This is a genomic window from Corynebacterium hansenii (assembly GCF_030408795.1).
GTDB lineage: Bacteria > Actinomycetota > Actinomycetes > Mycobacteriales > Mycobacteriaceae > Corynebacterium > Corynebacterium hansenii.
Window position 1 is genome coordinate 1,324,432 of sequence record NZ_CP047211.1, and the last position, 24,540, is coordinate 1,348,971.

Genomic DNA, 24,540 nt, shown 5'->3' on the forward strand with positions numbered 1-24,540 from the left:
ATGCCCGTACACTGGTTGCCATGACATTTGCGCAGGAAGAACGACGGCAGTTGGCGGAATTGTTCCGCGAGGTCGGCCCGGACGCCCCGACGTTGTGCGAGGGGTGGACGACCCGGGATCTGGCGGTTCACCTGGTGGTGCGGGAGAACCGGCCGGATGCGGCGGGCGGCATGTTCGTGCCGGCGCTCCGGGAGCGCCTGGAGAAGGTGACGGCGGAGTACGAGGCCAAGCCCTTCGAGGAGCTGGTGGACACCTGGGCCAACGGTGCGCCGGTGTGGAATCCCATGCGGTGGGCGGACCAGCTGGTCAATGCCGCGGAGAATTTCGTGCACCACGAGGACGTGCGCCGGGCCCGCGACGGGTGGGAGCCGCGGGAGCTGTCGCCGGCCGGGCGCCGGGATCTGTGGCGCATCGCGTCGACGATGTCGCGGCGGATGCTCCGCGATTCGACGTGCACCGTGGTGCTCGTGCGCGATGACGGCGCGGCGACGACGCCGGTCGACCGTTCGGGCGCCGGTGCGGGGATCGTGACGGTCAAGGGCGATCCCGGCGAGCTCGTGCTGTGGCTGTTCGGTCGCGATGAAGCCCGTGTCGAGGTCGACGGCGACCAGTCGGGCGTCGTGCGCCTGTCGATTTGATGCTTCCGTCCATCTGACGCTGCGCGCAAACTGACACGCGTGTGACTGATGTGAAAATAGGGGCGAAAACCGACTAGCATGGGGCCCATGTCAGCCACCAGCCGTACCCGCAGCCCCCGGACGCGCCCCACCTCGCGTGGTCCGGCGCGCCGGCCCGCGGATTCCCGTTCCGCCCGCGACGCGACCCGACGCATGGACGACGGATACGGCATCGAGTTCGAGCGCACCGGCGGCGCCTACCGCGCGGTCGGGGAGGGGTTGTCCGGCGCGTGGTCGCAGACCGCCCGCGGCGTGGCGGGCCTGGCCCGCAAGCTCGGCGGCCGCGGCGGCGATGGGCGAGATGAGATGGAGGTCCGGGGCGCGGATGATGCGCACGTGAAGGGAAAGCGGCGCGGCAAGTCGTCCGCGAACGTCAACGGCGATGCCGGTCAAGGCGCTCCCGTTGATTCCCGGCCGAAGCGCCGGAAGAAGGCCGACGGCTACGACGACCTCGAGCCTCCGGCCGGAGCGTCCCGCGGTCGGGGTTCGGCCGCGCAGGGCGCCCCCGCGGGCGCGGCGGGGCCGGGCGGGGAGCATGACCTCCCGCCGGAGGAACCGGGGATCGGCGGTTCGCGCGACGGAGCCGCCCTGCTCGTCCTCGCCCTGGCCATCATCCTCGCCGGGGCGACCTGGTTTTCGCTGGCGGGCCCCGTCGGCGATCTGGTGGAGACCTTCTTCCGCACGCTCATCGGCGTCGGCGCCTACCTGCTGCCGGTGGTGCTGGGAATCGTCGCGGTCATGATGATGCTCGGCACCATGCCGCCGCGCGAGCGCTTCTCCGCGGCGGGCATCGGCGCGGCCCTCATCGCCGGCGGCATGCTGGCGATCGTCCACATCGGTTCGGGCCGCCCCGCCGATTGGGAGGGCCGGCGCGCCGCGGGCGGAGCGATCGGCGGCTACATCGGCACCCCGCTGGCCGCCGGCTTCACGCCGTGGGTGGCGGTCATCCTCCTTTTCGGCGTCATCTTCTACGGTGCGCTGCTGCTCAGCGGCACCACGGTGCGCCGCCTGGTCGACGTCGTCGGCGAGTACCTCAACCTCGGCGCCTGGTCGGGCCGCGTCGGCCGCGGCCGCGCGGTCGACGACGACCCGTTCGACCCGGACGACCGATACGCGGCCGTCGACGGCATGCTCGACGAGCGCGCCGACGCCTACGACGGTCCCGACGGCCCCGAACCCACGGCGGTCGCGGAACCCCGCGAAGCGCGTCCCGCGCGCCGATCCGCGGCGCCGAAGCGCACCCGCGGTGGACGCGCCGCGCAGGCCCCCGTCGACGACAATCTCTATGACCTGCTCGACGACGACGCCCCGACGAGGGCATCGCGCCGCCCCGCATTCGCCGGCGATGATTCGGCGGACGGCTACGGCGATGACTCGGAGACCCGCCAGCTGACCATCGACGACGAGGCCGCGGCCACCGTGGCGCTTCCGGCGCCGTCCGACGATCACGACGACGCGGACACCGCCGTCATGCCCGCGGTGGACGACGCCGAGACGAGCGTCGTCAAGCGGGAGGCGCCGAAGCCCCGCGAGCGCAAGGCCGGCGGCGACGCCGTGTCCGAGGCGACCCGCCGGCAGATGGACGCGATTGCCGCGCGGTCGGGCATCGACGCCTCCGCGATCCCCGCGGCGACCCCGAAGTCCGAGATGGAGCCGAAGTCGGCCGTCGCGCCCGCGCGCCCGACCGTCGCCGACGGCTACCGCCTGCCGTCGACCGATCTGCTCATCCAGGGCGAGCCGCCGAAGACCCGCACGGCGACCAACGACCGCATGATCGAGGCCATCACCGACGTCTTCGCGGAGTTCAACATCGACGCGCAGGTCACCGGATTCTCGCGCGGCCCGACGGTCACGCGCTACGAGATCGCGCTGGGCCCCGGCGTGAAGGTCTCCAAGATCACCAACCTGCAGTCCAACATCGCCTACGCGGTGGCCACCGACAACGTCCGGCTGCTCACGCCCATCCCCGGCAAGTCGGCGGTCGGCATCGAGGTGCCCAACAACGACCGCGAAATGGTCCGGCTCGCCGACGTCCTCGAGGCGCCGAAGACCGTGGCCAACGACGACGCGATGCTCATCGGCCTGGGCAAGGACATCGAGGGCGAGTTCATCAGCCACTCGATCCAGAAGATGCCGCACCTGCTCGTCGCCGGCTCGACCGGCTCCGGCAAGTCGGCGTTCGTCAACTCGATGCTCGTGTCGCTGCTGACCCGCGCGACCCCGGAGGAGGTGCGCCTGATCCTCGTCGACCCGAAGATGGTCGAGCTCACGCCGTACGAGGGCATCCCGCACCTGATCACGCCGATCATCACCCAACCGAAGAAGGCCGCCGCGGCGCTGCAGTGGCTGGTGGAGGAAATGGAGCAGCGGTACATGGACATGAAGTCCACCCGCGTGCGCCACATCAAGGACTTCAACCGCAAGGTGAAGTCCGGCGAGATCACCGCGCCGCTCGGCTCGGAGCGCGAGTACCGCCCGTACCCGTACATCGTCTGCGTCGTCGACGAGCTCGCCGACCTGATGATGACCGCCCCGCGCGACATCGAGGACGCCATCGTCCGAATCACGCAGAAGGCCCGCGCCGCCGGCATCCACCTGGTGCTGGCCACGCAGCGCCCGTCCGTGGACGTGGTCACCGGCCTGATCAAGACCAACGTGCCGTCGCGGCTGGCGTTCGCCACGTCCTCGCTGACCGACTCCCGCGTCATCCTGGACCAGGGCGGCGCCGAGAAGCTCATCGGCATGGGCGACGCGCTGTTCATCCCGCAGGGCGCCGGCAAGCCCCGCCGCCTGCAGGGCGCGTTCGTCACCGACGACGAAATCCAGGCCGTCGTCGAGGCGTGCAAGGACCAGGCCGAGCCCGACTACACCGAGGGCGTCACCGAGGACAAGAACGCCGAAGCCGTCAAGAACATCGACCCCGACATCGGCGACGACCTCGAGGATCTGGTCCAGGCCGTCGAGCTGGTGGTCACGTCGCAGTTCGGCTCGACGTCGATGCTGCAGCGCAAGCTCCGCATCGGCTTCGCCAAGGCCGGCCGCCTGATGGACCTCATGGAGACCCGCGGCGTCGTCGGCCCGTCGGAGGGCTCGAAGGCCCGCGAAGTGCTGGTCAAGCCGGAGGAACTGGAGACCATCATCTGGATGATCCGCGGCGCGGACCCGGCCGAGGCGCCCACCGACGACACCGAGGTCGTCGACGCCGAGCCGACGGAGGGCATGGCCTGACCCCGCGCCCGGCACGGCGCACCGGACCCCGCACGAGACTGCGTGCGGGGTTCGTTGACGTGTACAGTGGGTCGGCGTGGAGGGGAGTATCCCCGGATTTCACCGCGATGGCCGTCGTCAACACGGGAATCGGGTGCGCGCCGCAGGGCGGGTGCCGCGCTTTCCCCGGCGCCATCGGCCGGCGCGAGCCGCCAGGTGGGAGAGACCTCCGGTTATTCGTTGACCGACCGGAGGAGCACAGCACCCGTGCACGTACCCATTTTCGTATGGGCGATCACCATCGTGATCGTCATCGGCTTCATCACGTTCGACTTCTACGCCCACGTCAAGACGCCCCATGAGCCGACGCTCAAGGAGGCCGGCGGCTGGACCGCCTTCTACGTCGTCCTCGCCCTTCTGTTCGGCGGGTTCGTGTGGTTGTTCTGGGACCACCAGCGCGGCGTCGAGTTCCTGTCGGGCTACGTGACCGAAAAGGCGCTGAGCGTGGACAATCTTTTCGTGTTCGCGCTGATCATCGGCGCGTTCAAGATCCCGCGCAAGTACCAGCAGAAGGTGCTGCTGTTCGGCATCGCCATGGCCCTGGCGTTCCGCACCGTGTTCATCGTCCTCGGTGCGGCGGTCATCCACGCGTGGTCCGACGTCTTCTACCTGTTCGCGCTGTTCCTGCTGTACACGGCCATCAAGACGGTCTGGGACGAGGCCGCGGACAAGCCCGAGGTCGACCCCAACGACATGGCCATCATCAAGTGGCTGCGCAAGTTCGTGCCGATCTCCCGCGGCTACAACAAGGACAAGATGTTCGCCCGGGTGGACGGCAAGCGCTTCTTCACCCCGCTGGCGGTGGCGCTGGTGGCCATCGGCTTCGTGGACATCATGTTCGCGTTCGATTCGATCCCGGCCATCTTCGGCCTGACCAACGAGCCATACATCGTCTTCACGGCCAACGCGCTCGCCCTGATGGGCCTGCGCCAGATGTACTTCCTGCTCGACGGCCTGCTGGACCGCCTGGTGTACCTTGCCTACGGCCTCGGCGTCATCCTCGGCTTCATCGCGATCAAGCTGCTGCTGCACGCGCTGCACGAGAACAACCTGCCGTTCATCAATGGCGGCGAGGACGTGCCCGTGCCGGAGATCGGCACGTGGACGTCGCTGGCGTTCATCGTCTTCGTCCTCGTGGTGACCGTCGTGGCGTCCTGGCTGAAGAACAAGCGCGACGAGAACATGGGCGGCATCGCCCCGCCGCGCTGGACCGGCCACGACGAGGAGCACGAGGAGATCGTGCCGGACGCGCGTTCGCGTGACGACGCCCGGCCGCGCCGCCGGGACGCCGCGGAGCCCGGGAGGGACGTCCGCGGGAGCGGTCGGGAGTAGGCCGCCGGCCCTTCGGGGACAGGACGCCTAGTCGTCCCAGATGTTGATGACCGGGTTCCACTCCCGGATCGTCCGGCCGGCGAGCACGCCCCGGACGTGGAAGGGATCCGCGTCCATCACGGAGGCGGGGTCCTCGCCGTCGCCCACGCGGATGACGATGAGCGCCCCGCCTTCGGCGTCGGGGTGGGGCCCCGAGCCGATGATCGCGCCCTTTTCCTTCAGGCCGGCGATGAACGCGCGGTGGTCGGGGCGCACCTCGGCGATGCGGGGATCTTCGGGGTCGTAGCTGTAGGAGACGGCGTAGATGGTCATGCCCGGAGTCTACGGCCGGGGACGCCGATTAGAACGTTTCGGATTCGGCGGTAGTGTTGTGCCCGTGACCGATCAGACCCGCCCCGCGGCGGATGCCGCGCCCTCCAACTGGAACCTGCCGAACGCGCTGACCGTTTTGCGCATTCTCGGCGTCCCCGTCTTCCTGTGGCTGCTGCTCCAGGACGGCGGGAACGACGCCGGGTGGCGGTGGTGGGCCTTCGGCGTCTTCGCGGCGCTGATGATCACCGACAAGATCGACGGCGACATCGCGCGCAGCCGGAACCTGGTGACGGACTTCGGCAAGATCGCCGACCCGATCGCCGACAAGGCGCTGATGATCGGCGCCCTGGTGGGCCTGAACATCATCGGCCTTCTGCCCTGGTGGATCACCGCGATCATCGTGGTCCGAGAGCTGGGCATCACCTTCTGGCGCATGTTCCAGCTGCGCGCCGGCCACGTCGTGCCCGCCTCCAAGGGCGGCAAGCTGAAGACCGTCACCCAGTCGCTGGCGGTCGCGCTGTTCCTCATGCCGCTGGCGTGGCTGCACTGGCCCGCGTGGATCGTGATGATCGTCGCCGTGATCATCACCGTGGTCACCGGCATCCAGTACATCGTCGATTCCCGCAGGGCCGCGCAGTGACCGCGCGGGCCGGCGACGCCGCCGACCCCTTGGCCGGCCCGACCGCCGCGGCGGGCGTCGTCGCCGAGCTGACGTCCCGGGGCCAAACCCTGGCCGCCGCCGAATCGCTGACCGCCGGCCTGTTCTGCGCGACCGTCGCCGGGGTGCCCGGGGCCTCAGCCGTCCTGCGCGGGGGATTGATCACCTACGCCACCGAACTCAAGGAGACGCTGGCGGGTGTTCCCGGCGAGGTCCTCGACCGCGTGGGGCCCGTGGCGGCCGAGACCGCGCGGGCCATGGCCGCTGGCGCCAAGCGGCGCTGCGGCGCGGACTGGGGGATCGCGCTGACCGGCGTGGCGGGCCCGGACCCCCAGGACGGCCATCCCGTCGGCGAAGTGTGGTGCGGGCTGGCGCGTCCCGGCGGACGGGACGCGGCGGGCGAAGCCGGGGACGGCGTCGTCGTCAAGCGGCTCGAGATCGATCCGGATGCCGGGCGCTGGGGGATCCGCGCCGGATCCGTCGCCGCCGCCCTCGAACTCCTCGAAGCGGAATTGGGGCGGTGACCGGGCGCCGGGAACAATCCGGCGCCGTCGCGCGTTGATGGGGGTGATGATCAACGACACGATGACCATTTCCGCCCCCGCGCCGGAGTCCGCTCCGGCGCGCACGCCGCTGCCGGCCGCGGAACCGGCGCGTGAACCGCTGCTGCGGGAGGCGCTCGGGGAAGCGCTGCGCGACATCCGCACCCGCAACGGCATGACCCTGCGCGAGCTGTCCGACCTCGCCGCCATCAGCCCCGGTTACCTGTCCGAGCTGGAGCGCGGCCGCAAGGAAGTCTCATCGGAGCTGCTGGCGTCCGTGTGCCACGGTTTGTCGGTGTCCGTCTCCGACGTGATCATCGACGCCGCGGGCACCATGGCGCTGCACGCCGCCCGGCCCGAGATGGCCGCGATGTAGAACGCTTTCGCGCGCGGTGTTGCTGCGCCGCGCCACGCCGCCGGGTATCCTGGGACGCCGGACGCCCGGGTCTCCCGACCACATCCGTCGACCCCCTGAGGAAGGTACAGAGCAACAATGGCTAACCCCTTCGCCAAGCTGTGGAATTACTTGATGGCCCTGTTCGACTCGAAAATCGAGGAGAACGCGGATCCCAAGGTTCAGATCCAGCAGGCCATCGAAGACGCCCAGCGGCAGCACCAGGAGCTTTCCCAGCAGGCGGCGGCCGTCATCGGCAACCAGCGCCAGCTGGAGATGCGCCTGAACCGCCAGCTCGCGGAGATCGAGAAGCTCCAGGGCAACACCCGCCAGGCGCTGCAGCTGGCCGACAAGGCCCGCGGGGAGGGGGACGAGGCCAAGGCCGTCGAGTACGAGAACGCCGCGGAGGCGTTCGCCGCCCAGCTGGTCACCGCCGAGCAGTCGGTGGAGGACCTCAAGGGACTGCACGACCAGTCGCTGCAGCAGGCCGCGCAGGCGAAGAAGGCCGTGGAGCGCAACTCCATGGCCCTGCAGCAGAAGGTCGCCGAGCGCACCAAGCTGCTGTCGCAGCTGGAGCAGGCGAAGATGCAGGAAAAGGTCTCCGAGTCCCTGCAGTCCATGAACGAGCTGTCCTCCGGTTCGACGCCGAATCTGGATCAGGTGCGCGACAAGATCGAGCGCCGCTACGCCAACGCCCTCGGCCAGGCCGAGCTGGCGCAGAACTCGGTCCAGGGCCGCATGGCCGAGGTCGAGCAGGCCGGCATCCAGCTGGCGGGCCACTCGCGCCTGGAGCAGATCCGCTCCGAGATGCGCGGCGGCAACCAGCTGTCCGCCGGCGGCGCCCAGGGCGCCATCGAGCAGGGCCAGGGCGGCCAGTCCGGGTCCGCCGACCCGGCCGTCGAAGCCAAGCTGCGCGAGCTGCGCGGCGGCAACTGAGTTTCGCGGCACTGATTTTCGCGCGGGATTCCGCGCCACGAAGCCGGCGGCCGACCACGATGACGTGGTCGGCCGCCGGTTTTTTCGCGTCGCCGCTCAGTCCCCGACGCCGCGGGCCAGGAGCGCATCCGACATGGCGCGGGACCGGCGGATGGTGCGGATGAGCACGGGTACGCCGAAGGCGGTGGCCGGCGCGGCGGCGCCGCGGGCCTTCCGCGCGTCCAGGACGTCGCGCACCGCCTGCACCTGCAGCGGGATCAGGCGCAGCGTCAGCGACATGGCCAGCGAAATCGTGGCCACCGGCAGGCCCAGCTTGCCCAGCGGCGCCAGCAGGCGGTCGAACGTGTCCATGAGGTCCGAGACGCGGGTGGTCAGGGTCAGCAGCGTCGCGGCGATCACGCAGGCGAGGATCTGCAGGAACAGCATAATGCCCAGCTCCCAGTCGCCGGTGAGTCCCTGGATGACGGCGATGAACGCCAGGAGGGGCACCGCGCCGAACAGCTGGGACAGCGCGACCTTGACCGGGATGCGCGCGAGGGCGTAGCCGCCCAGGGCGATGGCCAGGGCCCCTGCCGCGGTGGGGATGGTGCGGGCGAAGATCGTCGCCAGGACGATGAAGCCGATGACGAGCGCCAGCTTCGGCCCGGCGGGCATCCGGTGGATGGGGGAGTCGCGTTTGACGTACACCGATAGGGGCACGATCGACGCGCCGCGGCCGGCCATCAGGCGCCCATCCGCGCGACGTACCCGTCGATGACGGGGCCGGGCTCGCCGTCGTCGACGATGAGGCCGTCTTCGATGCAGAGCACCCGGTCGAAGCCGGACACGAAATCCAGGTCGTGAGTGACCACGATCAACTGCTGCTCCAACCCCGCGAACGTGGAGGCCAGGAGCCTGCGGTTGCGCAGGTCCAGGAGCGTGGTCGGCTCGTCGGCGATGACCAGCTCCGGCTCGAGGACGAGAACCGAGGTCAGCGCCAGCAGCTGCTTCTGCCCGCCGGAGAGCAGGTGCGGCGAATGGTCCGCGTGGTCGGCGAGCCCGAAGCGTCGCAAAGCCGACTCGGTGAGCGACTCCCGGTCCTTCGGCGCGATGCCGCGTTGGCGCAGCGAAAAGGAGACGTCCTCGGCGACGGTGGGCATGACGATCTGATTGTCGGCGTCGGAGAAGACGAAACCGACGTTGCGGCGGACCTCGCGGCCCTTGCGGGAGGGGTCGAGGCCGCCGACGGAGACGCGGCCCGACGAGGCGTCCGCGAGGCCATTTGTCAGGCGGACGAACGTCGACTTGCCGCCGCCGTTGGGGCCGATGATGCCGATGCGGCGTTCGGTCAGTTCGACGGTCACCGGGCCGAGGGCGCGGCGGCCTTCGTAATCGCAGGTGACGGAGTCGAAGCGGATGACGGTCATCGGGCGGTCGGGCGCAGATCCGGGAAGGCGCGCAGCACGGGCGCGGCGATGAGGGCGGCGACGACGACCTTGATGAGGTCGCCCGGGATGAACGGGATGTTGACCAGCAGGGCCTCGACGAAGCCCATCTCGGCGCGGGCCATCAGGCCGAAGGTGCCGAAGAGGTACTGGATGAGCACGCCCACCAGGCCCGCGGCGATGAACAGGCCGATCATCGGGGCCGGCTTGCGCGGGCGGCGCACGGTGAGCAGGCCGATGACCAGCGCCGCGACGACGTAGCCGACGATGTAGCCGACCGTCGTGCCGGGCAGGGCCGACAACGTGGTGCGGAATCCGGCGAGGTTGGGGACGCCGATGAGCCCCACGCCCAGGAACAGCAGCACCGCGAGGGTGCCGCGGCGCCAGCCGAGCAGCAGCCCGGCGAGGACGATGCCCATGTTCTGCAGGACGATGGGCACGCCCGCGCCGCCGACGGGGATGGAAACCGCGCCGAGGACGATGATCAGGGCGGCGAAGGCCGCGACGTAGACGAGGGATTGGACCGCTGATTTCTGCACGGGAAATGACTCTAGTCGCCTGGTTGATCGGCGTTCAGGGCGGGCTGCGGGCGGTGTTACCGTGTGGGCATGCGTTTGGCCGATTTTCACCGCTTCGTCGAGGCCGAGTTCGGCGATTCCCACGGCCCCTGGCTGCTGGAGTCGCATGTGCTGGCCGAGTACGGCGCCACGCCCGCCGAGTTGATCGAACGCGGCGTTGAACCCCGTGACGTGTGGTGGGCGCTGTGCCGGGACCACGACGTCCCGGAGGAGCGCTGGCTGGGGCCCGACGACTGAGCTGGGTGGGCGCGGGCCTTTGCTTTGCGACGGCTGCCCGAGACGGCGTGTCGGCGTGTTTCGGCGCGCATTCGAACGGGCATTCGTCTATAGTCGAACGCGTGCGGCCCGTTGATCCGCCCGGCCCGGTACAACGACGGGTGTGGGCGGCGAGGGTGCCGCGGAAAACGAAGATGGAACCGATTCGCTCCGGGGCGCGTCCAATAGGGCGTGACGCAAACATTGGCGCCGGGCGCGCATCAGGTACGGGACGAAACGGATCTAGGCGCGTCGGAGACGGCGCGCGAACAGGAGACCAACATGGCGAGGAAGAAGACGACGGCGGCTTCGGGCGGCGGCGACCGGCTCAAGGCGCTCGACGTGGCGTTGGCCAACATCGAGAAGGACTTCGGCAAGGGAGCCGTGATGCGGCTGGGCGACGAGGAGCGCCCGCCGATCCGCGCGATTTCCTCCGGCAACATCGCCATCGACGTGGCGCTGGGCATCGGCGGTTTCCCGCGCGGCCGCATCGTGGAGATCTACGGCCCGGAGTCCTCCGGCAAGACGACGGTGGCGCTGCACGCGATCGCCGAGGCGCAGCGGGCCGGCGGCATCGCGGCGTTCATCGACGCCGAGCACGCGCTGGACCCGGAGTACGCGCGCAAGCTGGGCGTGGACACGGACAACCTGCTGGTCTCGCAGCCGGACACCGGCGAGCAGGCCCTGGAGATCGCCGACATGCTGGTGCGTTCGGGCGCCATCGACATCATCGTCGTGGACTCCGTGGCGGCGCTGACGCCGAAGGCGGAGATCGACGGCGAGATGGGCGACTCCCACGTCGGCCTGCAGGCCCGCCTGATGAGCCAGGCGCTGCGCAAGATGACGGGCGCGCTGTCCAACTCGGGCACGACGGCGGTGTTCATCAACCAGCTGCGCGAGAAGATCGGCGTGATGTTCGGTTCCCCCGAGACCACGACCGGCGGCAAGGCCCTGAAGTTCTACGCGTCGGTGCGTTGCGACGTGCGGCGCATCCAGACGCTGAAGGACGGCCAGGACGCGGTGGGCAACCGCACCAAGCTGAAGGTGGTCAAGAACAAGGTGTCGCCGCCGTTCAAGATCGCCGAGTTCGACATCATCTACGGCCAGGGCATTTCCCGCGAGGGCTCGATCCTGGACATGGGCGTGGACAACGGGATCATCAAGAAGTCCGGTTCCTGGTTCACCTACGAGGGCGATCAGCTGGGCCAGGGCAAGGAGAAGGCCCGCGAGTACCTGCGTTCGAACCCCGACCTGGCCGCGGACCTGGAGGACAAGATCAAGCGCAAGCTCGGCGTGGGCGAGTACGCCAACGCCACCGACGAGCCCGATGCCGATGCCCCGGTCGACGTGGTGCCCGACATCGACTTCGACGACAAGGACGAGGAGTAGCGGGCGGATCGCGCCCGGCCGCCGGTCGGCCGGGCAAATGACGGGTTCGGATGTCGGACCCGAACGATGGGCCGGAATCGCCGGCCCGATGACGGGAGCAATGGAAGGGGGGCGCGTCCGTGGCGGACGGCGCAGCGATGGAGGCGAAGCTGGAGAAGCTCCGCACCGCGATGGAGAAGGTCGCCGAAGAAGGCGGCGAACCAATCATCGACGCCGACGCCGAAGCGGTGAAGGCCCCCATCCGCTCCCGCGCGCTGCGGCTGCTGGACCAGCGGGCGCGGTCGCGCGAGGAGTTGCGTGGCCGGCTCGCCGAGAGCGACGAATGGCCGGCGGCGGCGATCGACGAGGTGCTCGACGACCTGACGCGGTCGAAGCTGCTCGACGACGCCCACTTCGCCCGCGAATGGGTGCGTCAACGCCACGCGGCCAGGGGGAAATCCCGCATGGTCCTCGACCGCGAACTCGCGGGCAAGGGCATCGCGCCGCACCTGCGAGAGGAGGCCCTGGAGCAGGTCACCGACGCCGATGAATCCGAGGTGGCCCGCGCGTTGGCGGCGAAGAAGGCCGGGACCGTCAAGGCGCCGCCCGCCGATCGGGCCGGGCGGGACAAGGATCTGCGCCGGGTCGTCGGCGTGCTCGCGAGGCGCGGTTTCGGCGAGGGCATGTCCCTCGCCATCGCGCGGGAAGCGCTCGACGCCCGCTACGAAGAGCTGAGCTCGGGGTAGCGGGCGTCGGGTGCGCGTGGGCGTCGTCAAGCGCCCATCCCGGGAATCATTCGCCGGGGTTCTTGATTTCCGTGTAGCCCGGGTCGTGCCAGTCGACGTTGACCTCGTCCTTGGTCTCCAGGCCCTGATCGGGCTGGTGGGGGACCGCCGCGATGATGTTGCGCCGCGCGCGGCCGGCCCGCAGCTGATGCTCGATGCGCTGCGCCACCCGGGTCAGGCCGAAGTTGATCAGGAACATGATCGCCGCGACCACCAGCAGCGCCGCGAAGTAGTTCCGGTAGTACGACGCCGACTGGATGCCCGAGCGGACCACCTCGACGTAGCCGATGGTGTAGCCCAGCGCCGAATCCTTCAGCGCGATGACCATCTGGGCGATCAGAGCCGGAAGCATGGCGGCCACCGCCTGCGGCAGCAGGATCTTCACCATCGTCTGCCCGCGGGTCAGGCCCAGCGCCAGGGCCGCCTCGGTCTGGCCCTTCGGCAGCGACATGATGCCCGACCGGAGGATCTCCGCCATGACCGTGCCGTTGTACACCGTCAGGCCGAACACGACCGCCGCGAAGGACAGGAACGCCGACGGGAACACCGCGTACTGCGCGAACAGCTGGTAGGCGAAGATGATCAGGATCAGCACCGGCACCGCGCGGAAGAACTCCACGAGCGCGCCGCAGATCCACCGGATCCACGCGGCCTCGGCAAGACGCCCCAGGCCCAGCGCCGTGCCGATGGCCAGCGCCAGCACGATCGACAGTGCGGCGGCCATCAACGTGCCGAACAGGCCCGGCAGCAGGTACGTCGTCCACGTCGTGGATTTGAAGAACGGGGTCCATTTCTCGGCCTCGAACTGGCCGTTGGCGGCCAGCTTGGAGCCGATCCACCACGCCGCGAGCAGCGCGACGACGATGGTGGCGGTCGTGAGAATCAGATTCGTCCTGCGCCCCCGGGGGCCCGGGGTGTCGTACAGGACCGTTGCCCGAGTGCTCATCACTGCCTCACCGCCAAGTTGAGTCCGGCCCGGCCGAAGAGCAGGCCCATCGGCAACGTCAGGGCGACGAAGCCGAGGGCGAAGATGCCGAAGGTCGGGAACAGCAGGTTGGCGTTGTTCTCCAGCGTCTCCTTCATCAGCAGCGAGGCCTCGCCGACGCCGATGATCGACGCGATGGTCGTGTTTTTGGTCAACGCGATGGCGGTGTTGCCCAGCGGGATGATCGCCGCCCGCAGCGCCTGCGGGAAGATGATCTTGGAGAACACCTGGCCGAAGGTCAGGCCGAGCGATCGCGCGGCCTCCGCCTGGCCGAAGGGCACCGTGTTGATGCCGGAACGCAGCGACTCCGCCACGAACGCCGCCGTGTAGAGCGTGAAGCCCAGCACCGCGAGCCAGAAGTTGTTGTTGACGATGAAGTCGTCGTTTTCCGGGGCCAGCGCGAGGCCCAGGTTCTGGTACAGGCCGATCGAGCAGAACAGCACGATCAGCGTCAGCGGGGTGTTCCGCAGCAGCTCGATGTAGCCGGCCGCGAGCGAACGCAGGATGCCGACGGGGCAGACGCGCATCGCCGTGAGGATGGTGCCCAGGATCAGGGCCCCCAGCGCGGAGAAGAGCGTCAACTTGATGGTGACCCAGAATGCCGCCAGCAGCGACGGGCCGATTTCCGCGAACAGTTCGGTCATGTTCGCACCCCCTACTTCTTTTCCGTGAAGGTCAGGTCGCCGATGGCGTCCTCGGTCGCGGTGCCGGCGTTCGCGCCGAGGTTGCGCTCGAGGATGCGCCGGAACTCGCCGGACGAGTACATCTCGCGCAGCGCGTCGTTGATGGCCTTCGTCGACTCCGGGTCGCCCTTGGCGTGCCCGATGCCGTAGTGCTCGTTGGTGAACGGGGCGCCGTCGGGCTTGGTCATGGGCACGACGCGCAGCTCATCGTCGTACTGCGTCGCGTAGCCCGCCAGGATCGTCGCATCGGTGGTCAAGGCGTCGACCTTGCCGCGGTACAGCGCCTCCACGCAGGAGGAGTAGGAGTCGAACTCCTGCAGCTGCACGCCGGGCAGGGCGTCCTTGATCTTCTGGGCCGGCGTGGAGCCGGTCACCGAGCACAGCTTGCGGCCGTTGGCCAGGTCCCCGAGGGACTCCAGCGTGCGGTCGTCGTCGCGCACCAGGAGCGCCTGGTGGGTGAGCAGGTACGGCCCGCCGAAGTCGACGGCCTTGGCGCGGCCGGCGTTGATCGAGTACGTGGCGGCGATCATGGTGACCTCGCCGTTGTTGATCAGCGTCTCGCGCTGCGCCGACGGGGTTTCGCGCCACTTGATCTCCGGGTGCGCCCACCCGTTGGCGTCGGCGATGTGGTTGACCACGTAGGTGGCCACGTCGACGTCGATGCCGGACATCGTCTTGTCCGGGTGTCGCAGGCCGAGCCCCGGCTGGTCGTACTTGGTGCCCAGGATCACCTGCCCCGATTCGATGTCGCCGAGGACGCTGCGCGGCTCGGATGATCCGCAGGCGACCATCGCGGCCGCCGCGCCCAGGGCGGCCACCGCGGCGGCGGCCCGCCGGAGCAGTCGTGTATTGCGTTTCACGGCCGCCCCCTAATGCCCGAGGATCTTGCCCAGGAAATCCCGGGCCCTATTGGTGGAGGGGGAGTCGAAGAAGGTGTCCGGGTCGGTGTCCTCGATGATCTCGCCGTCGGCCATGAACAGGATGCGGTCCGCGGCCTTGCGGGCGAAGCCCATCTCGTGCGTCACGCACACCATGGTCATGCCCTCCTTCGCCAGCGACGCCATGACGTCCAGCACCTCGTTGACCATTTCGGGGTCCAGCGCGGACGTCGGCTCGTCGAAAAGCATGACCTTGGGGTTCATGGCCAGAGCCCTGGCGATGGCCACGCGCTGCTGCTGGCCGCCCGACAGCTGCGCCGGGTACTTGTCGGCCTGCGCGGCGATGCCGACCCGGTCGAGCAGGCGCATGGCCAGCTTCTCGGCGTCGGCCTTGGGCATCTTGCGCACCTTCATCGGCGCGAGCGTGACGTTGTCCTTGATGGTCAGGTGCGAGAACAGGTTGAACGACTGGAAGACCATGCCGACGTCGGCGCGGAGCCGGGCCAGCTCCTTGCCTTCCTCGGGCAACTTGGCGCCGTCGATGTGGATGGAGCCTTCGTCGATGGTCTCCAGCCGGTTGATGGTCCGGCACAGCGTGGATTTGCCGGAGCCCGAGGGCCCCAGGACCACGACGACCTGTCCGCGGGGAATCGCGAGGTTGATGTTCTTCAGCGCGTGGAAGTCGTCGAAGTACTTTTCGACGCCCTCCATCCTGATCATGGCGGTGCCGCCGCCGGCGTGGGTATCGGTCATGATCGAGAAAGTTACTCCGATCACCTTCGCCGTGAAAAGAGGCAAAGGTCACGCCGCGTCCACCGTTCGCCGCCCGCCGCCGACGGGGCGGATCCGGCGATTGGGGAACGCGGACCCCGCGCGATACCCTTTCCCGCGTGACGAAAGCCAGCCCCACCACCCACGACGCACTCGCACCCCATGCCCCGGACACGCCCCGCACCTACGAGGTGCGCACGTTCGGCTGCCAGATGAACGTCCACGACTCCGAGCGCCTCTCCGGCCTGCTCGAGGACAACGGCTACGTCGCCGCCGCCGAGGGCGAGCGGCCGGACCTGGTCGTGTTCAACACCTGCGCCGTGCGCGAGAACGCCGACAACCGCCTGTACGGCACGCTGGGCCGGCTCAAGCCCGTCAAGGACGAGCACCCGGGCATGCAGATCGCCGTCGGCGGCTGCCTGGCGCAGAAGGACAAGGCCACGGTGGTGGAGAAGGCGCCGTGGGTCGACGTCGTCTTCGGCACGCACAACCTCGGGTCGCTGCCGGCGCTGCTGGAACGCGCCTCGCACAACCACGAGGCGCAGGTGGAGATCAAGGACGCGCTGGAGGACTTCCCGTCGGTGCTGCCCGCCAAGCGCGAGTCGCCGTACGCGGGGTGGGTGTCGGTGTCGGTGGGCTGCAACAACACCTGCACCTTCTGCATCGTGCCGTCGCTGCGCGGCAAGGAGCGCGACCGCCGGCCGGGCGACATCCTCGCCGAGGTGAAGGCGCTGGTCGAGCAGGGCGTGACCGAGGTGACGCTGCTGGGGCAGAACGTCAACGCCTACGGCGTGCATTTCGACGACCCCGCACTCGAGCGCGACCGCAGCGCGTTCTCCAAGCTGCTGCGCGCGTGCGGCGAGATCGAGGGCCTGGAGCGCGTCCGCTTCACCTCCCCGCACCCGGCCGAGTTCACCGACGACGTCATCGACGCGATGGCCGAGACCCCCAACGTCGCGCCGCAGCTGCACATGCCGCTGCAGTCCGGCTCCGACAAGGTGCTCAAGGAGATGCGCCGGTCCTACCGGTCGAAGAAGTTCCTGGGCATCCTGGACAAGGTGCGCGAGCGGATGCCGCACGCGGCGATCACCACGGACATCATCGTCGGTTTCCCGGGCGAGACCGAGGAGGATTTCCAGGCGACCCTCGACGTCGTCGAGCGAGCCCGCTTCACGTCCGCCTACACCTTCCAGTACTCGCCGCGTCCGGGCACCCCGGCCGCCGACATGCCGGACCAGGTGCCGCCGGAGGTGGTCAAGGAGCGCTACGGCCGGCTCATCGAGCTGCAGGAGCGCATCAGCGCGGAGGAGAACGCCAAGCAGGTCGGCCGCACCCTCGAGCTGCTGGTCACCGCCGACGACGGCAAGAAGAACGCCGAGACCCGCCGCATGTCGGGTCGCGCGGTCGACGGCAGGCTGGTCCACTTCGCGCCGGTGCCCGCGGGCGGGGACGCGGGGGAGGGGTCGCTTGACGACGCCGCCGCCCCCCACATCGACGGGAAGATCCGTCCCGGCGACTTCGTGACCGTCACGGTCACCGATTCGGCGCCGCACTTCCTCATCGCCGACTCGGGTGTGACCGGTCACCGCCGCACCCGCGCGGGCGACATGTGGGAGGCGGGCAACACCCCGACGACCGCGCCGATCGGAGTGGGACTAGGCTTGCCCGCGGTGGGTCGGCCGTCGACGCCGGCCATGGGCCAGACGATGAACCAGGACAGGGGTTGCGGTTGTGACTGACCGAAACGCGGCGCCGGCCGAAGGCGCCTCGAGCGACAAGCTGGCCGAGTTCCGCGGCGATCTGCGGGCGGCCGAGCGCAGGGCGGCCGGCGAAATCCAGTTGGGCAAGCAGGTCGTCCCGATGGGCATCCTGCTCGTGGGGCTGATCTTCACTTTCTTCGCGCCGCATTCCGGCAACGTGCTGGGCTTCGACGTCCTGCTCGACACCGACATGGCGCGGCGGTACTTCACCATGCTGCCGGAGCGGATTTACACGATCATCCTGCTCGTCGGCGTGCTGCTGGTCGTGGCGACGATCCTGTCGCGGTCGGCCGTCGTCGCCTTCGTGACATGGATGGTCGCGTGCATCCAGGCGGTGTACTCGATGTTCGCCGGGTGGATGCGCCAGTCGCGTCCGCCGTCGGAGGCGTCGGAGGGCATCGGCTGGGGCCTGGCCCTGGGCATCGCCTTCTCCATCTTGCTGGCCATCACGATGTGCTTCGTGGTCTTCCGCAAGTCGACGTTCCAGGCGGCGCTGGCCGCCGCGCGGCGGGAGGAGGTCCACGAGGACCCGGTGCTGCGCGCCCAGCAGCAGTACCTGCGCGCGGGGCTCATCGACAACACCGGCACGGAGGTCGACGCCATGGTCGACGATCGCCGCGACCGCTCCCGGCGCCGCCGCGAGAAGCGCGAGCAGGAGCAGGCCGAGGCCCGGGCGGGGGAATCGGCGCAGCCGGAACGGTCCGAGCAGCGGGAACATCCGGAGCATTCCGACCAGCGGGAGAAGTAGGGGGCGCACGCCGCCCCCGACCCCGATCCCGTCCCGACGCTCCGTCGAAGGAGCCCGGACCCCGCCTATCAGCCGCGCGCCGTCGTCTCCCGGATGACGTCGCGCAGCGATTCGGCGGGGTCCTTCGGCTCCCAGCCCAGATCCGCGCGCGCCCGGTCGGTGCGGAACACCCCGGGCGAGCGCAGCGTGTGCAGCGCGTAGGACGTGAACAGCGGGGGTTTGCGCAGCAGCCGGTACCAGCCCTCGGCCAGCGGCGCTACGGAGCGCGCGAACCACATCGGCAGCACGGATTTCAGGGTCCGCTTGCCGACGGCCGTGCGGCACACCCGGACGATCTCATCCATGTTCATCCGCCGCGACGTGAGTATGTAGGCGGCGCCGGGGCGGCCCTTTTCGGCGGCCGCGATGCAGCCGTCGGCGACGTCGCGCACGTCGACGAAGTCGTAGCCGCCATCGACGTACGAGGTCAGCGATCCCGACGCGATGTCGCGGACCAGGGCGGTGAGGTACCCGCCGCCGCGGTCGCCGGGGCCGACGATGCCCGAGGGCATGACTGCTACCGTGGCCAGCTCGCCGTCGTTGGCGTCGAGGACCAGCTGCGTGGCCTCCGCCTTCGTCTTCGCGTACCCGCCGATGACGGCGTCGGGGTCGAAGGCGTCCGGTTCCGTGATCGCGTCGGAGGCGTCGGCGGGTTCGGGGATGGCGTGCACGGATGAGACGTAGACCAGCCTCCGCGCACCATGTCGGCGGCATGCGTCGATAACCTGCCGGGTGCCCTCGACGTTGACGTCGCGGACCGCCGGGTCCACGCGCGTCTCGATGGTGATGCGGCTGGCCAGGTGATAGACCGTGATGTCGGCGTCCGCGCCCGCGTCGGCGTCTGTGCCGGAGGAGATCCCGGCGAAGACCCGATCCAGGTCCGCGGCCGAACGGATGTCGCCGTGGACGGCCATCAGGCGCAGGCCGTCGAGGCCCGTGAGGTCGTCGGACGGGTGGACCAGCACCCTCAGTTCATCGCCGCGCGCGGCCAGCCTGCGGCACAGGTGCGCGCCGAGGAACCCGGCGGCTCCCGTGACCACGGCGATGCGGCGCCCGGCGGTCGTGCCCTGGGGCATCTCCGATTACATCTCCTCGATGGCGCGCTCGGCGGCGTCGGCCCACTCGCGCCACTGCGCGGCCTGCGCGCGGGCCTCCTCGGCCTTCTTGGCCTTGCCGGCGGCGTCGTACTCGGCGGCCTTCGCCTCGAACTCGGTGGCGCGGTCGGCGAACTGCTGCACGCGGGCCAGGGCCTCCGGGTCGGTGCGGCGCCACTGCGAATCGGCGGCCTCGGACACGCGGCGCTCGAGCCGGCCGATCTTCTCCTCGAACTCGCGGACTCGGCCGCGCGGCACGAAGCCGATCTCTTCCCAGCGCTCCTGCAGCTTGCGCAGCTCGGAGCGGGCGTGGTCGAGGTCCTTGTCCGGGCGGATGCGATCGTCGTACTCGGCCAGCAGCGCCTCCTTGGCCTCCGCGTTGGCCTCGAATTCCTTGTCGCGCTCGGCGTTGACGGCGTTGCGGGCGTCGAAGAAGGTGTCCTGGGCGGTCTTGAACCGCTTCCACAGTTTGTCGTCGACGTCGCGGGGCGCGCGGCCGGCTTCCTTCCACCGGGACATCAGGTCGCGGTAGGCGGCGGCGGTCGGGCCCCAGTCGGTGGAGTGCTGCAGCGCCTCGGCTTCCTCGATGAGCGCTTCCTTCGCCCGGCGCGCCGACGCGCGGTTGCGGTCGAGCTCGGCGAAGTGGCTGCCGCGGCGGCGGTTGAAGGCGTCGCGGGCGCGGGAGTAGCGCTTCCACAGCTGGTCGTCGGTCTTGCGGTCGATGCCGCGGATCTGCTTCCACTCGCCGAGGATCTCGCGGAGGCGGTCGCCGGCGGCCTTCCATTCCTCCGAGTTTTCGGCGATGTCCTCGGCCTCGGCGGCGAGCTTCTCCTTCTTCGCGATGGCGGCGGCGCGGCGCTCGGCCTTGTCCGCCTTCGCCTTCTCGCCGGCCTCGTCCGCGTGGGACAGGACCACGTCGAGCCGCTTGTCCAGCGCCTCGAGGTCGCCGACGACGGCGGCGTCGGGAAGCTGGGTCTTCAGCTCCGCCGCCGAGGAGCGCACGGTCGCGGCCTCCTCGGGGTGGGTCCGGATGCGCGACTCGAGCAGCTCGATCTCCATGGCCAGGTCGTCGTAGCGGGCGCCGTAGTGGGCCAGCCCCTCCTCGGGGGTGCCGGCCTGCCACGATCCCACCTGGCGCTCGCCGTCTGCGGTGCGGACCCACACGGTGCCGTCGTCGTCCACGCGGCCCCACTTGGCGGGGTCGGTCTTGCGCGGGACGATGGGCGCGGCGGGCGCGCCGGCCGCGGCCGCGGGGCGGCGGGGCTTGCCTCCCGGTCGGGGGCCGGGGCGGGGGCCGGGCTTCGGGGCGGGGGTGTTGTCGGTCATGGGTTCTATCCAATCGGTGCTTTAGCCGCGCGGCACGGCTGCCGGATCACATTCCTCACACCGAGTATCGCAAAGGACGCGCGACCGCGCCGCAACGGTTGCCGGGCGGTGCGCGCGAGCCGGGTAGATTCGAGGCCGTGACACGACGACTCCTGCTCATCCCCGGTGCGCCCCTGATGGTCCCGGAGCTTTCCGGCGCCGATTCCGGTGCGGCGGAGGTCCGCGCGGAGGTGCTGGCGGCCGCCCGGCGCGTCCTGCGCCCGGCAGCGGGGGATGGCTCCGGCGGGTCGCGGCCGCTCATCGTGCGGCGCCCGGACGACCGCTTTGCGACGTCCCACGCCGGCTCCTTCCGAGCCTGGGGCGCGGGCGTCGAGGTCGGCGGGGGCACGCATCTGCCGGAATTGGTGGCCCGCTGGGTGATCCGCGAGACGGGGCTGGATCCGGAGCACGTCGACGTCGCCGCGCAATTGCCGGACCCATTCGAGCCCGGGGGCGGGGACGGGGCGGATGTCGCCGCGCCGATCGTCGTCGTGGCGGAGGGGCCGGCCGCATTGACCGCGCGCGCCCCGCTGACGCTGCTGCCGGAGGCCGAGCCCATCGACGACGCGTGCGCCGCCATCGCGGCGGGGGAGTTCGGGGGCGAGCCCGGCGACGACCCCTTCGGCGCGTTCGGTCCGGCCGCCTGCGACCGCGTCGGCCTGCACACGATGGGGGTGTGGCAGGCCCTCGCCTCATTCGGCGCGGAGCTGAAGTCGGGCGCACGGTCCTTCGCCGCCCGGGCCACGTATCGCGGGGCGCCCCACGGGGTCGGCTACCACGTCGCCGAATGGGAGTGGGAGTCATGAGCGAAGGCGTGGACGGCGCGCGGACTCCCATCGCCGTGATCGGGCCCACGGCGTCGGGCAAGTCCGATCTCGGCCTGGCGCTGGCGGAGGAGTTCGGCGGCGAGATCGTCAACGTCGATTCCATGCAGCTCTACCGGGGCATGGACATCGGCACCGCGAAGCTCACCGTGGAGGAGCGCCGCGGCATCCCGCACCACCAGCTCGATGTCCTGGACGTCACCGAGCCGGCGTCCGTGGCCAAGTACCAGGAGGAGGCCGTCGCCGACGTCGAGGCGATCATGGCGCGCGGCCACGTGCCCATCCTCGTCGGCGGCTCCATGCTCTACGTGCAGGCGCTCGTCGACGATTGGCGGTTCCCGCCGACCGATGCGAACGTCCGGGCCAAGTGGGAGGCCGTGCAGGAGGAGGTGGGCGTCGAAAAGCTCCATGACCACCTTGCGGAGGTCGACCCCGCCGCCGCGGCGATCATCGAGCGGCGCGATCCCCGCCGCATCGTGCGCGCCCTGGAAGTCATCGAGCTGACCGGCGAACCCTTCGGGGCGTCGAAGCCTCCGATCGACGCGCCCCCGCGGTGGGGCACGCGGATCCTGGGGCTGGGCACGGAGCCGGAGTGGCTCAACGACCGGATCGAGCGGCGGACCCGCCTCATGTTCGAGCGGGGCCTGCTGGATGAAGTCGAGGGGCTGTTGGGCGAGGGGCTGCGCGAGGGCGTCACCGCCAGCCGGGCGATCGGGTACGCGCAGGTGCTGGCGCATTTCGACGGCGAGTACGACCTCGCCGAGGCCATCGAGCGGACCATCACGGGCACCCGGCGGTACGTGCGCCGCCAGAAATCCTGGTTCACCCGCGACCCCCGCGTGACGTGGCTCGACGCCGCCGGGACCGGGGGCGATGCAGTGCGGGAGCAGGCGCTGGCCGCGTTAACGTGAGCGCAACATCCGCCGCGTAGCATTCGGGCAATGAGCCCGAACACGCCCGCATCGGAGACCCCCGCCGCCGGAAACACCGCCGCGGAAAACGCCGCCGCCGAAAACTCTGCAACCGGACCCCTCGCAATGGGAACCCTCGCCTTCGCCAAGGGACACGGCACGGAAAACGACTTCGTGATCATCCCCGACGCGGACGCGCAGCTGGAACTGCCGGACAACCTGGTCGCGGCGCTGTGCGATCGCCGCGCGGGCATCGGCGGTGATGGCCTGCTCCGCGTGGCGCGCGCCGGGGCGCTGGTCGGGGCGGGAGTGCTCGACGCGCTGCCGCGGGCCGGCGAGCCCGACGAGGTCCGGGCCGACGACTGGTTCATGGACTACCGCAACGCCGACGGTTCCATCGCGGAGATGTGCGGCAACGGCGTCCGCGTCTTCGCCCATCACCTCGTGGCCGCCGGCCTGACCGATGAGACGGCGGCCCTGCGCGTGGGCACCCGCGCGGGCGTGAAGGTCGTGTCGCTTGACGACGTCACCGCCACACGTGCCACGGTCTCCGTCGACATGGGGGCGCCCGTGGTGCTCGGTGCGGCGACGGCGTTCCTGGGGGCGGGGCGTTACGCCGGCGTCGGCGTGGACATGGGCAACCCGCACCTGGCGTGCGTGCTGCCGGGGCTCGACGCCGAGGGGCTTCGCCGGCTGGACCTCGACGGCGTGCCCGAGGTGGACGCCGGGATGTTCCCCGCGGGCGTCAACCTGGAAGTGGCCACGCCAATGGAAGGGGCGGGGGAGCCGGGGGACACGGGGGCGATCCACATGCGCGTCGTCGAACGCGGCGTGGGGGAGACCCGCTCCTGCGGCACCGGCACCGTCGCGGCCGCCGTGTCGGCGCTGGCGGATGCGGGACGCGGCACGGGCATCGTCGACGTCCACGTGCCCGGCGGCACGGTGACGGTGGAGATCACCGAAGCGACGTCGATTCTCACCGGCCCCTCCGTGCTCGTGGCGCGAGGAGAGATCGACGTGACGGCCTTGGGGGCCTGAGCCGGGCTGAACCGTCTGCGCCGGTGTGTGTTCGTCGGCGCCGTGCCGGGGCCGTCAGTGGCCGCCGCAGCCCCCGGAACCGCAGCCGCAGCCGCCGTCGCCGCAGGAATCGCCGCAGCCCTGGGGTGCGATGACCTCGCCGACGAGGAGGAAGGTGCCGGACACGACGGTGCCGATCTCCGGGGCGGGGGTGAGGTCCGCGGGCACGAGGACGTCGAGGGGCATGGGCACGTCGAGGTGCAGCACCCGGAACTTCTGGCCGGTCAGGGAGTTGACGCGCTCGTCGGAAGCGTTGACCACGCCCGACAGCGTCGCCGAGGCGTCCGGGGACTTCGCGCCGGCCGCCGCGCCGGTGACCGCTTCGGCGCCCGTGAATCGGACGTCGCCGGGCCGCTGCCCGGTGCGGCCCTCGTGGGCGGCTGCGTCGACGTCGACCGCGACGTCGACGCCGAGCGCCGCGAGATTGACGTGCTCGAAGGTCTGCGTGCCCTCGTCGACCAGCAGCGGCGACTGCGCCAGATGACACGTGGCGGTGGCCACGACCTTGTCGAATTCCGGGTGCGACGGGTCGTCGGCGACGATCTCGATGAGCGCCAGGACGTCGTCGAGCGCGGAAACGTGGGCGGTGACCTGCGTCATCCCGGCGAAGCCGGCGAACGTGGAAAACGGCTCGACGCCCAGGACGTGCAGGCGCGCGCCCGACGGGTCCTCGAAGCGAACGAGCTGGCCGCCGCGAACCTCGCCGATGACGGACAGGTGGTCCGTGGCGATGGCCGCTTCGATGGCGTCCTGCCAGCGCGGGTAGTCGAGGCCGATGCTCTTCAGGTCGGAAGTCATGATCCCGGATCTTAGTCCCGCTGCGGCGGGCATCCGATTCGGCCCAGTCCCGCTGCGGCGGGCATCCGATTCGGCCCAG

26 protein-coding genes are annotated in these 24,540 nt (G+C 70.3%); 15 read left to right on the forward strand and 11 right to left on the reverse strand.

Going from position 1 to position 24,540, the window contains the following annotated elements; genetic code table 11:
* Positions 1-20: 20 nt before the first annotated feature.
* From CHAN_RS05860 to CHAN_RS05870, 3 genes are all read left to right on the forward strand, one after another.
* On the forward strand, positions 21-638 hold the full coding sequence (locus tag CHAN_RS05860; RefSeq protein ID WP_048739259.1) for a TIGR03085 family metal-binding protein: 618 nt from the start codon (positions 21-23) through the stop codon (positions 636-638).
* 78 nt (positions 639-716) lie between these two features.
* Complete coding sequence (locus CHAN_RS05865; protein WP_435384055.1) at positions 717-3,905, forward strand: DNA translocase FtsK; 3,189 nt, start codon at positions 717-719, stop codon at positions 3,903-3,905.
* A gap of 246 nt (positions 3,906-4,151) precedes the next feature.
* Complete coding sequence (locus CHAN_RS05870) at positions 4,152-5,276, forward strand: TerC family protein (RefSeq protein ID WP_082144202.1); 1,125 nt, start codon at positions 4,152-4,154, stop codon at positions 5,274-5,276.
* Positions 5,277-5,303: 27 nt separating this feature from the next.
* On the opposite strand, the gene CHAN_RS05875 is transcribed toward CHAN_RS05870, so the two are convergent.
* A complete protein-coding gene (locus CHAN_RS05875; RefSeq protein ID WP_048739256.1) occupies positions 5,304-5,588 on the reverse strand; it encodes a YciI family protein in 285 nt (94 codons plus the stop codon).
* Between the two features lie 64 nt (positions 5,589-5,652).
* Between CHAN_RS05875 and pgsA the strand changes: the two genes are divergently transcribed.
* The 4 genes from pgsA (at position 5,653) to CHAN_RS05895 (ending at position 8,118) form a co-directional block, all read left to right on the forward strand.
* Positions 5,653-6,228 (forward strand): CDP-diacylglycerol--glycerol-3-phosphate 3-phosphatidyltransferase, encoded by a 576-nt coding sequence (pgsA, locus tag CHAN_RS05880; protein ID WP_290292813.1) that lies wholly within the window; start codon positions 5,653-5,655, stop codon positions 6,226-6,228.
* On the forward strand, positions 6,225-6,770 hold the full coding sequence (locus tag CHAN_RS05885) for a CinA family protein (protein ID WP_290292815.1): 546 nt from the start codon (positions 6,225-6,227) through the stop codon (positions 6,768-6,770). The genes pgsA and CHAN_RS05885 overlap by 4 nt, the downstream gene beginning before the upstream one ends.
* 46 nt (positions 6,771-6,816) lie before the next feature.
* On the forward strand, positions 6,817-7,164 hold the full coding sequence (locus CHAN_RS05890; RefSeq protein WP_290292816.1) for a helix-turn-helix domain-containing protein: 348 nt from the start codon (positions 6,817-6,819) through the stop codon (positions 7,162-7,164).
* Between the two features lie 117 nt (positions 7,165-7,281).
* Positions 7,282-8,118 carry a PspA/IM30 family protein gene (locus CHAN_RS05895; RefSeq protein WP_290292819.1) on the forward strand — a complete coding sequence of 279 codons (837 nt, stop codon included), beginning with the start codon at positions 7,282-7,284 and terminating at the stop codon, positions 8,116-8,118.
* A 96-nt stretch (positions 8,119-8,214) separates the two neighbouring features.
* Here the strand turns inward: CHAN_RS05895 and CHAN_RS05900 are convergent, their stop codons facing one another.
* Genes CHAN_RS05900 through CHAN_RS05910 form a run of 3 tightly spaced genes read right to left on the reverse strand, consistent with a single transcriptional unit; the run spans position 8,215 to position 10,081 of the window.
* Positions 8,215-8,841, reverse strand: a complete 627-nt coding sequence (locus CHAN_RS05900; protein ID WP_290292821.1) for an energy-coupling factor transporter transmembrane component T family protein — start codon at positions 8,839-8,841, stop codon at positions 8,215-8,217.
* The gene (locus tag CHAN_RS05905; protein ID WP_290292823.1) at positions 8,841-9,524 is read right to left on the reverse strand and encodes an energy-coupling factor ABC transporter ATP-binding protein; all 684 of its coding nucleotides are present in this window, start codon (positions 9,522-9,524) and stop codon (positions 8,841-8,843) included. Before CHAN_RS05905 ends, CHAN_RS05900 begins: the two co-directional genes overlap by 1 nt.
* The gene (locus CHAN_RS05910) at positions 9,521-10,081 is read right to left on the reverse strand and encodes a biotin transporter BioY (protein WP_290292824.1); all 561 of its coding nucleotides are present in this window, start codon (positions 10,079-10,081) and stop codon (positions 9,521-9,523) included. The genes CHAN_RS05905 and CHAN_RS05910 overlap by 4 nt, the downstream gene beginning before the upstream one ends.
* 69 nt (positions 10,082-10,150) lie before the next feature.
* On the opposite strand from CHAN_RS05910, the gene CHAN_RS05915 reads away from it, so the two are divergent.
* The 3 genes from CHAN_RS05915 to CHAN_RS05925 all read left to right on the forward strand — a co-directional run bounded on the left by CHAN_RS05915 (position 10,151) and on the right by CHAN_RS05925 (position 12,489).
* Positions 10,151-10,357: a DUF3046 domain-containing protein gene (locus CHAN_RS05915; protein WP_048739296.1), complete on the forward strand. Its 207-nt coding sequence runs from the start codon at positions 10,151-10,153 to the stop codon at positions 10,355-10,357.
* 300 nt (positions 10,358-10,657) lie between these two features.
* Entirely contained in the window at positions 10,658-11,764 is a 1,107-nt protein-coding gene (gene recA, locus CHAN_RS05920; RefSeq protein WP_048739245.1) for a recombinase RecA, read from the forward strand.
* 137 nt (positions 11,765-11,901) lie between these two features.
* The gene (locus CHAN_RS05925; protein ID WP_290293365.1) at positions 11,902-12,489 is read left to right on the forward strand and encodes a regulatory protein RecX; all 588 of its coding nucleotides are present in this window, start codon (positions 11,902-11,904) and stop codon (positions 12,487-12,489) included.
* 46 nt (positions 12,490-12,535) lie between these two features.
* Here the strand turns inward: CHAN_RS05925 and CHAN_RS05930 are convergent, their stop codons facing one another.
* The 4 genes from CHAN_RS05930 to gluA form a co-directional block, all read right to left on the reverse strand.
* Complete coding sequence (locus CHAN_RS05930) at positions 12,536-13,474, reverse strand: amino acid ABC transporter permease (RefSeq protein ID WP_290292832.1); 939 nt, start codon at positions 13,472-13,474, stop codon at positions 12,536-12,538.
* Positions 13,474-14,157 carry an amino acid ABC transporter permease gene (locus tag CHAN_RS05935; RefSeq protein ID WP_290292834.1) on the reverse strand — a complete coding sequence of 228 codons (684 nt, stop codon included), beginning with the start codon at positions 14,155-14,157 and terminating at the stop codon, positions 13,474-13,476. The genes CHAN_RS05930 and CHAN_RS05935 overlap by 1 nt, the downstream gene beginning before the upstream one ends.
* Positions 14,158-14,168: 11 nt before the next feature.
* Entirely contained in the window at positions 14,169-14,987 is an 819-nt protein-coding gene (locus CHAN_RS05940) for a glutamate ABC transporter substrate-binding protein (RefSeq protein ID WP_290293367.1), read from the reverse strand.
* Between the two features lie 78 nt (positions 14,988-15,065).
* The gene (gluA, locus tag CHAN_RS05945) at positions 15,066-15,794 is read right to left on the reverse strand and encodes a glutamate ABC transporter ATP-binding protein GluA (RefSeq protein WP_290293369.1); all 729 of its coding nucleotides are present in this window, start codon (positions 15,792-15,794) and stop codon (positions 15,066-15,068) included.
* Positions 15,795-15,964: 170 nt separating this feature from the next.
* On the opposite strand from gluA, the gene miaB reads away from it, so the two are divergent.
* Positions 15,965-17,584 (forward strand): tRNA (N6-isopentenyl adenosine(37)-C2)-methylthiotransferase MiaB, encoded by a 1,620-nt coding sequence (miaB, locus tag CHAN_RS05950; RefSeq protein ID WP_290292836.1) that lies wholly within the window; start codon positions 15,965-15,967, stop codon positions 17,582-17,584.
* Positions 17,577-18,353, forward strand: a complete 777-nt coding sequence (locus tag CHAN_RS05955) for an Rv2732c family membrane protein (RefSeq protein ID WP_290292838.1) — start codon at positions 17,577-17,579, stop codon at positions 18,351-18,353. The genes miaB and CHAN_RS05955 overlap by 8 nt, the downstream gene beginning before the upstream one ends.
* A gap of 68 nt (positions 18,354-18,421) precedes the next feature.
* Here the strand turns inward: CHAN_RS05955 and CHAN_RS05960 are convergent, their stop codons facing one another.
* On the reverse strand, positions 18,422-19,468 hold the full coding sequence (locus tag CHAN_RS05960; protein ID WP_290292841.1) for an NAD-dependent epimerase/dehydratase family protein: 1,047 nt from the start codon (positions 19,466-19,468) through the stop codon (positions 18,422-18,424).
* A gap of 6 nt (positions 19,469-19,474) precedes the next feature.
* Positions 19,475-20,812 carry a DUF349 domain-containing protein gene (locus CHAN_RS05965; RefSeq protein ID WP_290292845.1) on the reverse strand — a complete coding sequence of 446 codons (1,338 nt, stop codon included), beginning with the start codon at positions 20,810-20,812 and terminating at the stop codon, positions 19,475-19,477.
* A gap of 137 nt (positions 20,813-20,949) precedes the next feature.
* Here CHAN_RS05965 and CHAN_RS05970 point away from each other — a divergent pair, with 137 nt between their 5' ends.
* The 3 genes from CHAN_RS05970 to dapF all read left to right on the forward strand — a co-directional run bounded on the left by CHAN_RS05970 (position 20,950) and on the right by dapF (position 23,624).
* Entirely contained in the window at positions 20,950-21,657 is a 708-nt protein-coding gene (locus CHAN_RS05970) for a hypothetical protein (RefSeq protein WP_290292848.1), read from the forward strand.
* Complete coding sequence (gene miaA, locus CHAN_RS05975) at positions 21,654-22,586, forward strand: tRNA (adenosine(37)-N6)-dimethylallyltransferase MiaA (RefSeq protein ID WP_290292851.1); 933 nt, start codon at positions 21,654-21,656, stop codon at positions 22,584-22,586. The genes CHAN_RS05970 and miaA overlap by 4 nt, the downstream gene beginning before the upstream one ends.
* Before the next feature lie 126 nt (positions 22,587-22,712).
* A complete protein-coding gene (gene dapF / locus CHAN_RS05980; protein ID WP_290293371.1) occupies positions 22,713-23,624 on the forward strand; it encodes a diaminopimelate epimerase in 912 nt (303 codons plus the stop codon).
* A 54-nt stretch (positions 23,625-23,678) separates the two neighbouring features.
* Here the strand turns inward: dapF and CHAN_RS05985 are convergent, their stop codons facing one another.
* Positions 23,679-24,461, reverse strand: coding sequence for a hypothetical protein (locus CHAN_RS05985; RefSeq protein ID WP_290292854.1), 783 nt, complete (start codon positions 24,459-24,461; stop codon positions 23,679-23,681).
* Positions 24,462-24,540 lie beyond the last annotated feature (79 nt).

Bases quoted from the DNA above. Each gene is read 5' to 3' on its own strand.
- dapF (WP_290293371.1), top strand. From the start codon at position 22,713: ATGGGAACCCTCGCCTTCGCCAAGGGACACGGCACGGAAAACGACTTC.
- CHAN_RS05890 (WP_290292816.1), top strand. From the start codon at position 6,817: ATGATCAACGACACGATGACCATTTCCGCCCCCGCGCCGGAGTCCGCT.
- CHAN_RS05930 (WP_290292832.1), bottom strand. From the start codon at position 13,474: ATGAGCACTCGGGCAACGGTCCTGTACGACACCCCGGGCCCCCGGGGG.
- CHAN_RS05985 (WP_290292854.1), bottom strand. From the start codon at position 24,461: ATGACTTCCGACCTGAAGAGCATCGGCCTCGACTACCCGCGCTGGCAG.
- CHAN_RS05925 (WP_290293365.1), top strand. From the start codon at position 11,902: ATGGAGGCGAAGCTGGAGAAGCTCCGCACCGCGATGGAGAAGGTCGCC.
- CHAN_RS05895 (WP_290292819.1), top strand. From the start codon at position 7,282: ATGGCTAACCCCTTCGCCAAGCTGTGGAATTACTTGATGGCCCTGTTC.
- CHAN_RS05965 (WP_290292845.1), bottom strand. From the start codon at position 20,812: ATGACCGACAACACCCCCGCCCCGAAGCCCGGCCCCCGCCCCGGCCCC.
- CHAN_RS05875 (WP_048739256.1), bottom strand. From the start codon at position 5,588: ATGACCATCTACGCCGTCTCCTACAGCTACGACCCCGAAGATCCCCGC.
- CHAN_RS05905 (WP_290292823.1), bottom strand. From the start codon at position 9,524: ATGACCGTCATCCGCTTCGACTCCGTCACCTGCGATTACGAAGGCCGC.
- CHAN_RS05915 (WP_048739296.1), top strand. From the start codon at position 10,151: ATGCGTTTGGCCGATTTTCACCGCTTCGTCGAGGCCGAGTTCGGCGAT.
- CHAN_RS05860 (WP_048739259.1), top strand. From the start codon at position 21: ATGACATTTGCGCAGGAAGAACGACGGCAGTTGGCGGAATTGTTCCGC.
- CHAN_RS05960 (WP_290292841.1), bottom strand. From the start codon at position 19,468: ATGCCCCAGGGCACGACCGCCGGGCGCCGCATCGCCGTGGTCACGGGA.
- recA (WP_048739245.1), top strand. From the start codon at position 10,658: ATGGCGAGGAAGAAGACGACGGCGGCTTCGGGCGGCGGCGACCGGCTC.
- CHAN_RS05900 (WP_290292821.1), bottom strand. From the start codon at position 8,841: ATGGCCGGCCGCGGCGCGTCGATCGTGCCCCTATCGGTGTACGTCAAA.
- CHAN_RS05865 (WP_435384055.1), top strand. From the start codon at position 717: ATGGGGCCCATGTCAGCCACCAGCCGTACCCGCAGCCCCCGGACGCGC.
- CHAN_RS05935 (WP_290292834.1), bottom strand. From the start codon at position 14,157: ATGACCGAACTGTTCGCGGAAATCGGCCCGTCGCTGCTGGCGGCATTC.
- gluA (WP_290293369.1), bottom strand. From the start codon at position 15,794: ATGATCAGGATGGAGGGCGTCGAAAAGTACTTCGACGACTTCCACGCG.
- CHAN_RS05940 (WP_290293367.1), bottom strand. From the start codon at position 14,987: ATGGTCGCCTGCGGATCATCCGAGCCGCGCAGCGTCCTCGGCGACATC.
- miaA (WP_290292851.1), top strand. From the start codon at position 21,654: ATGAGCGAAGGCGTGGACGGCGCGCGGACTCCCATCGCCGTGATCGGG.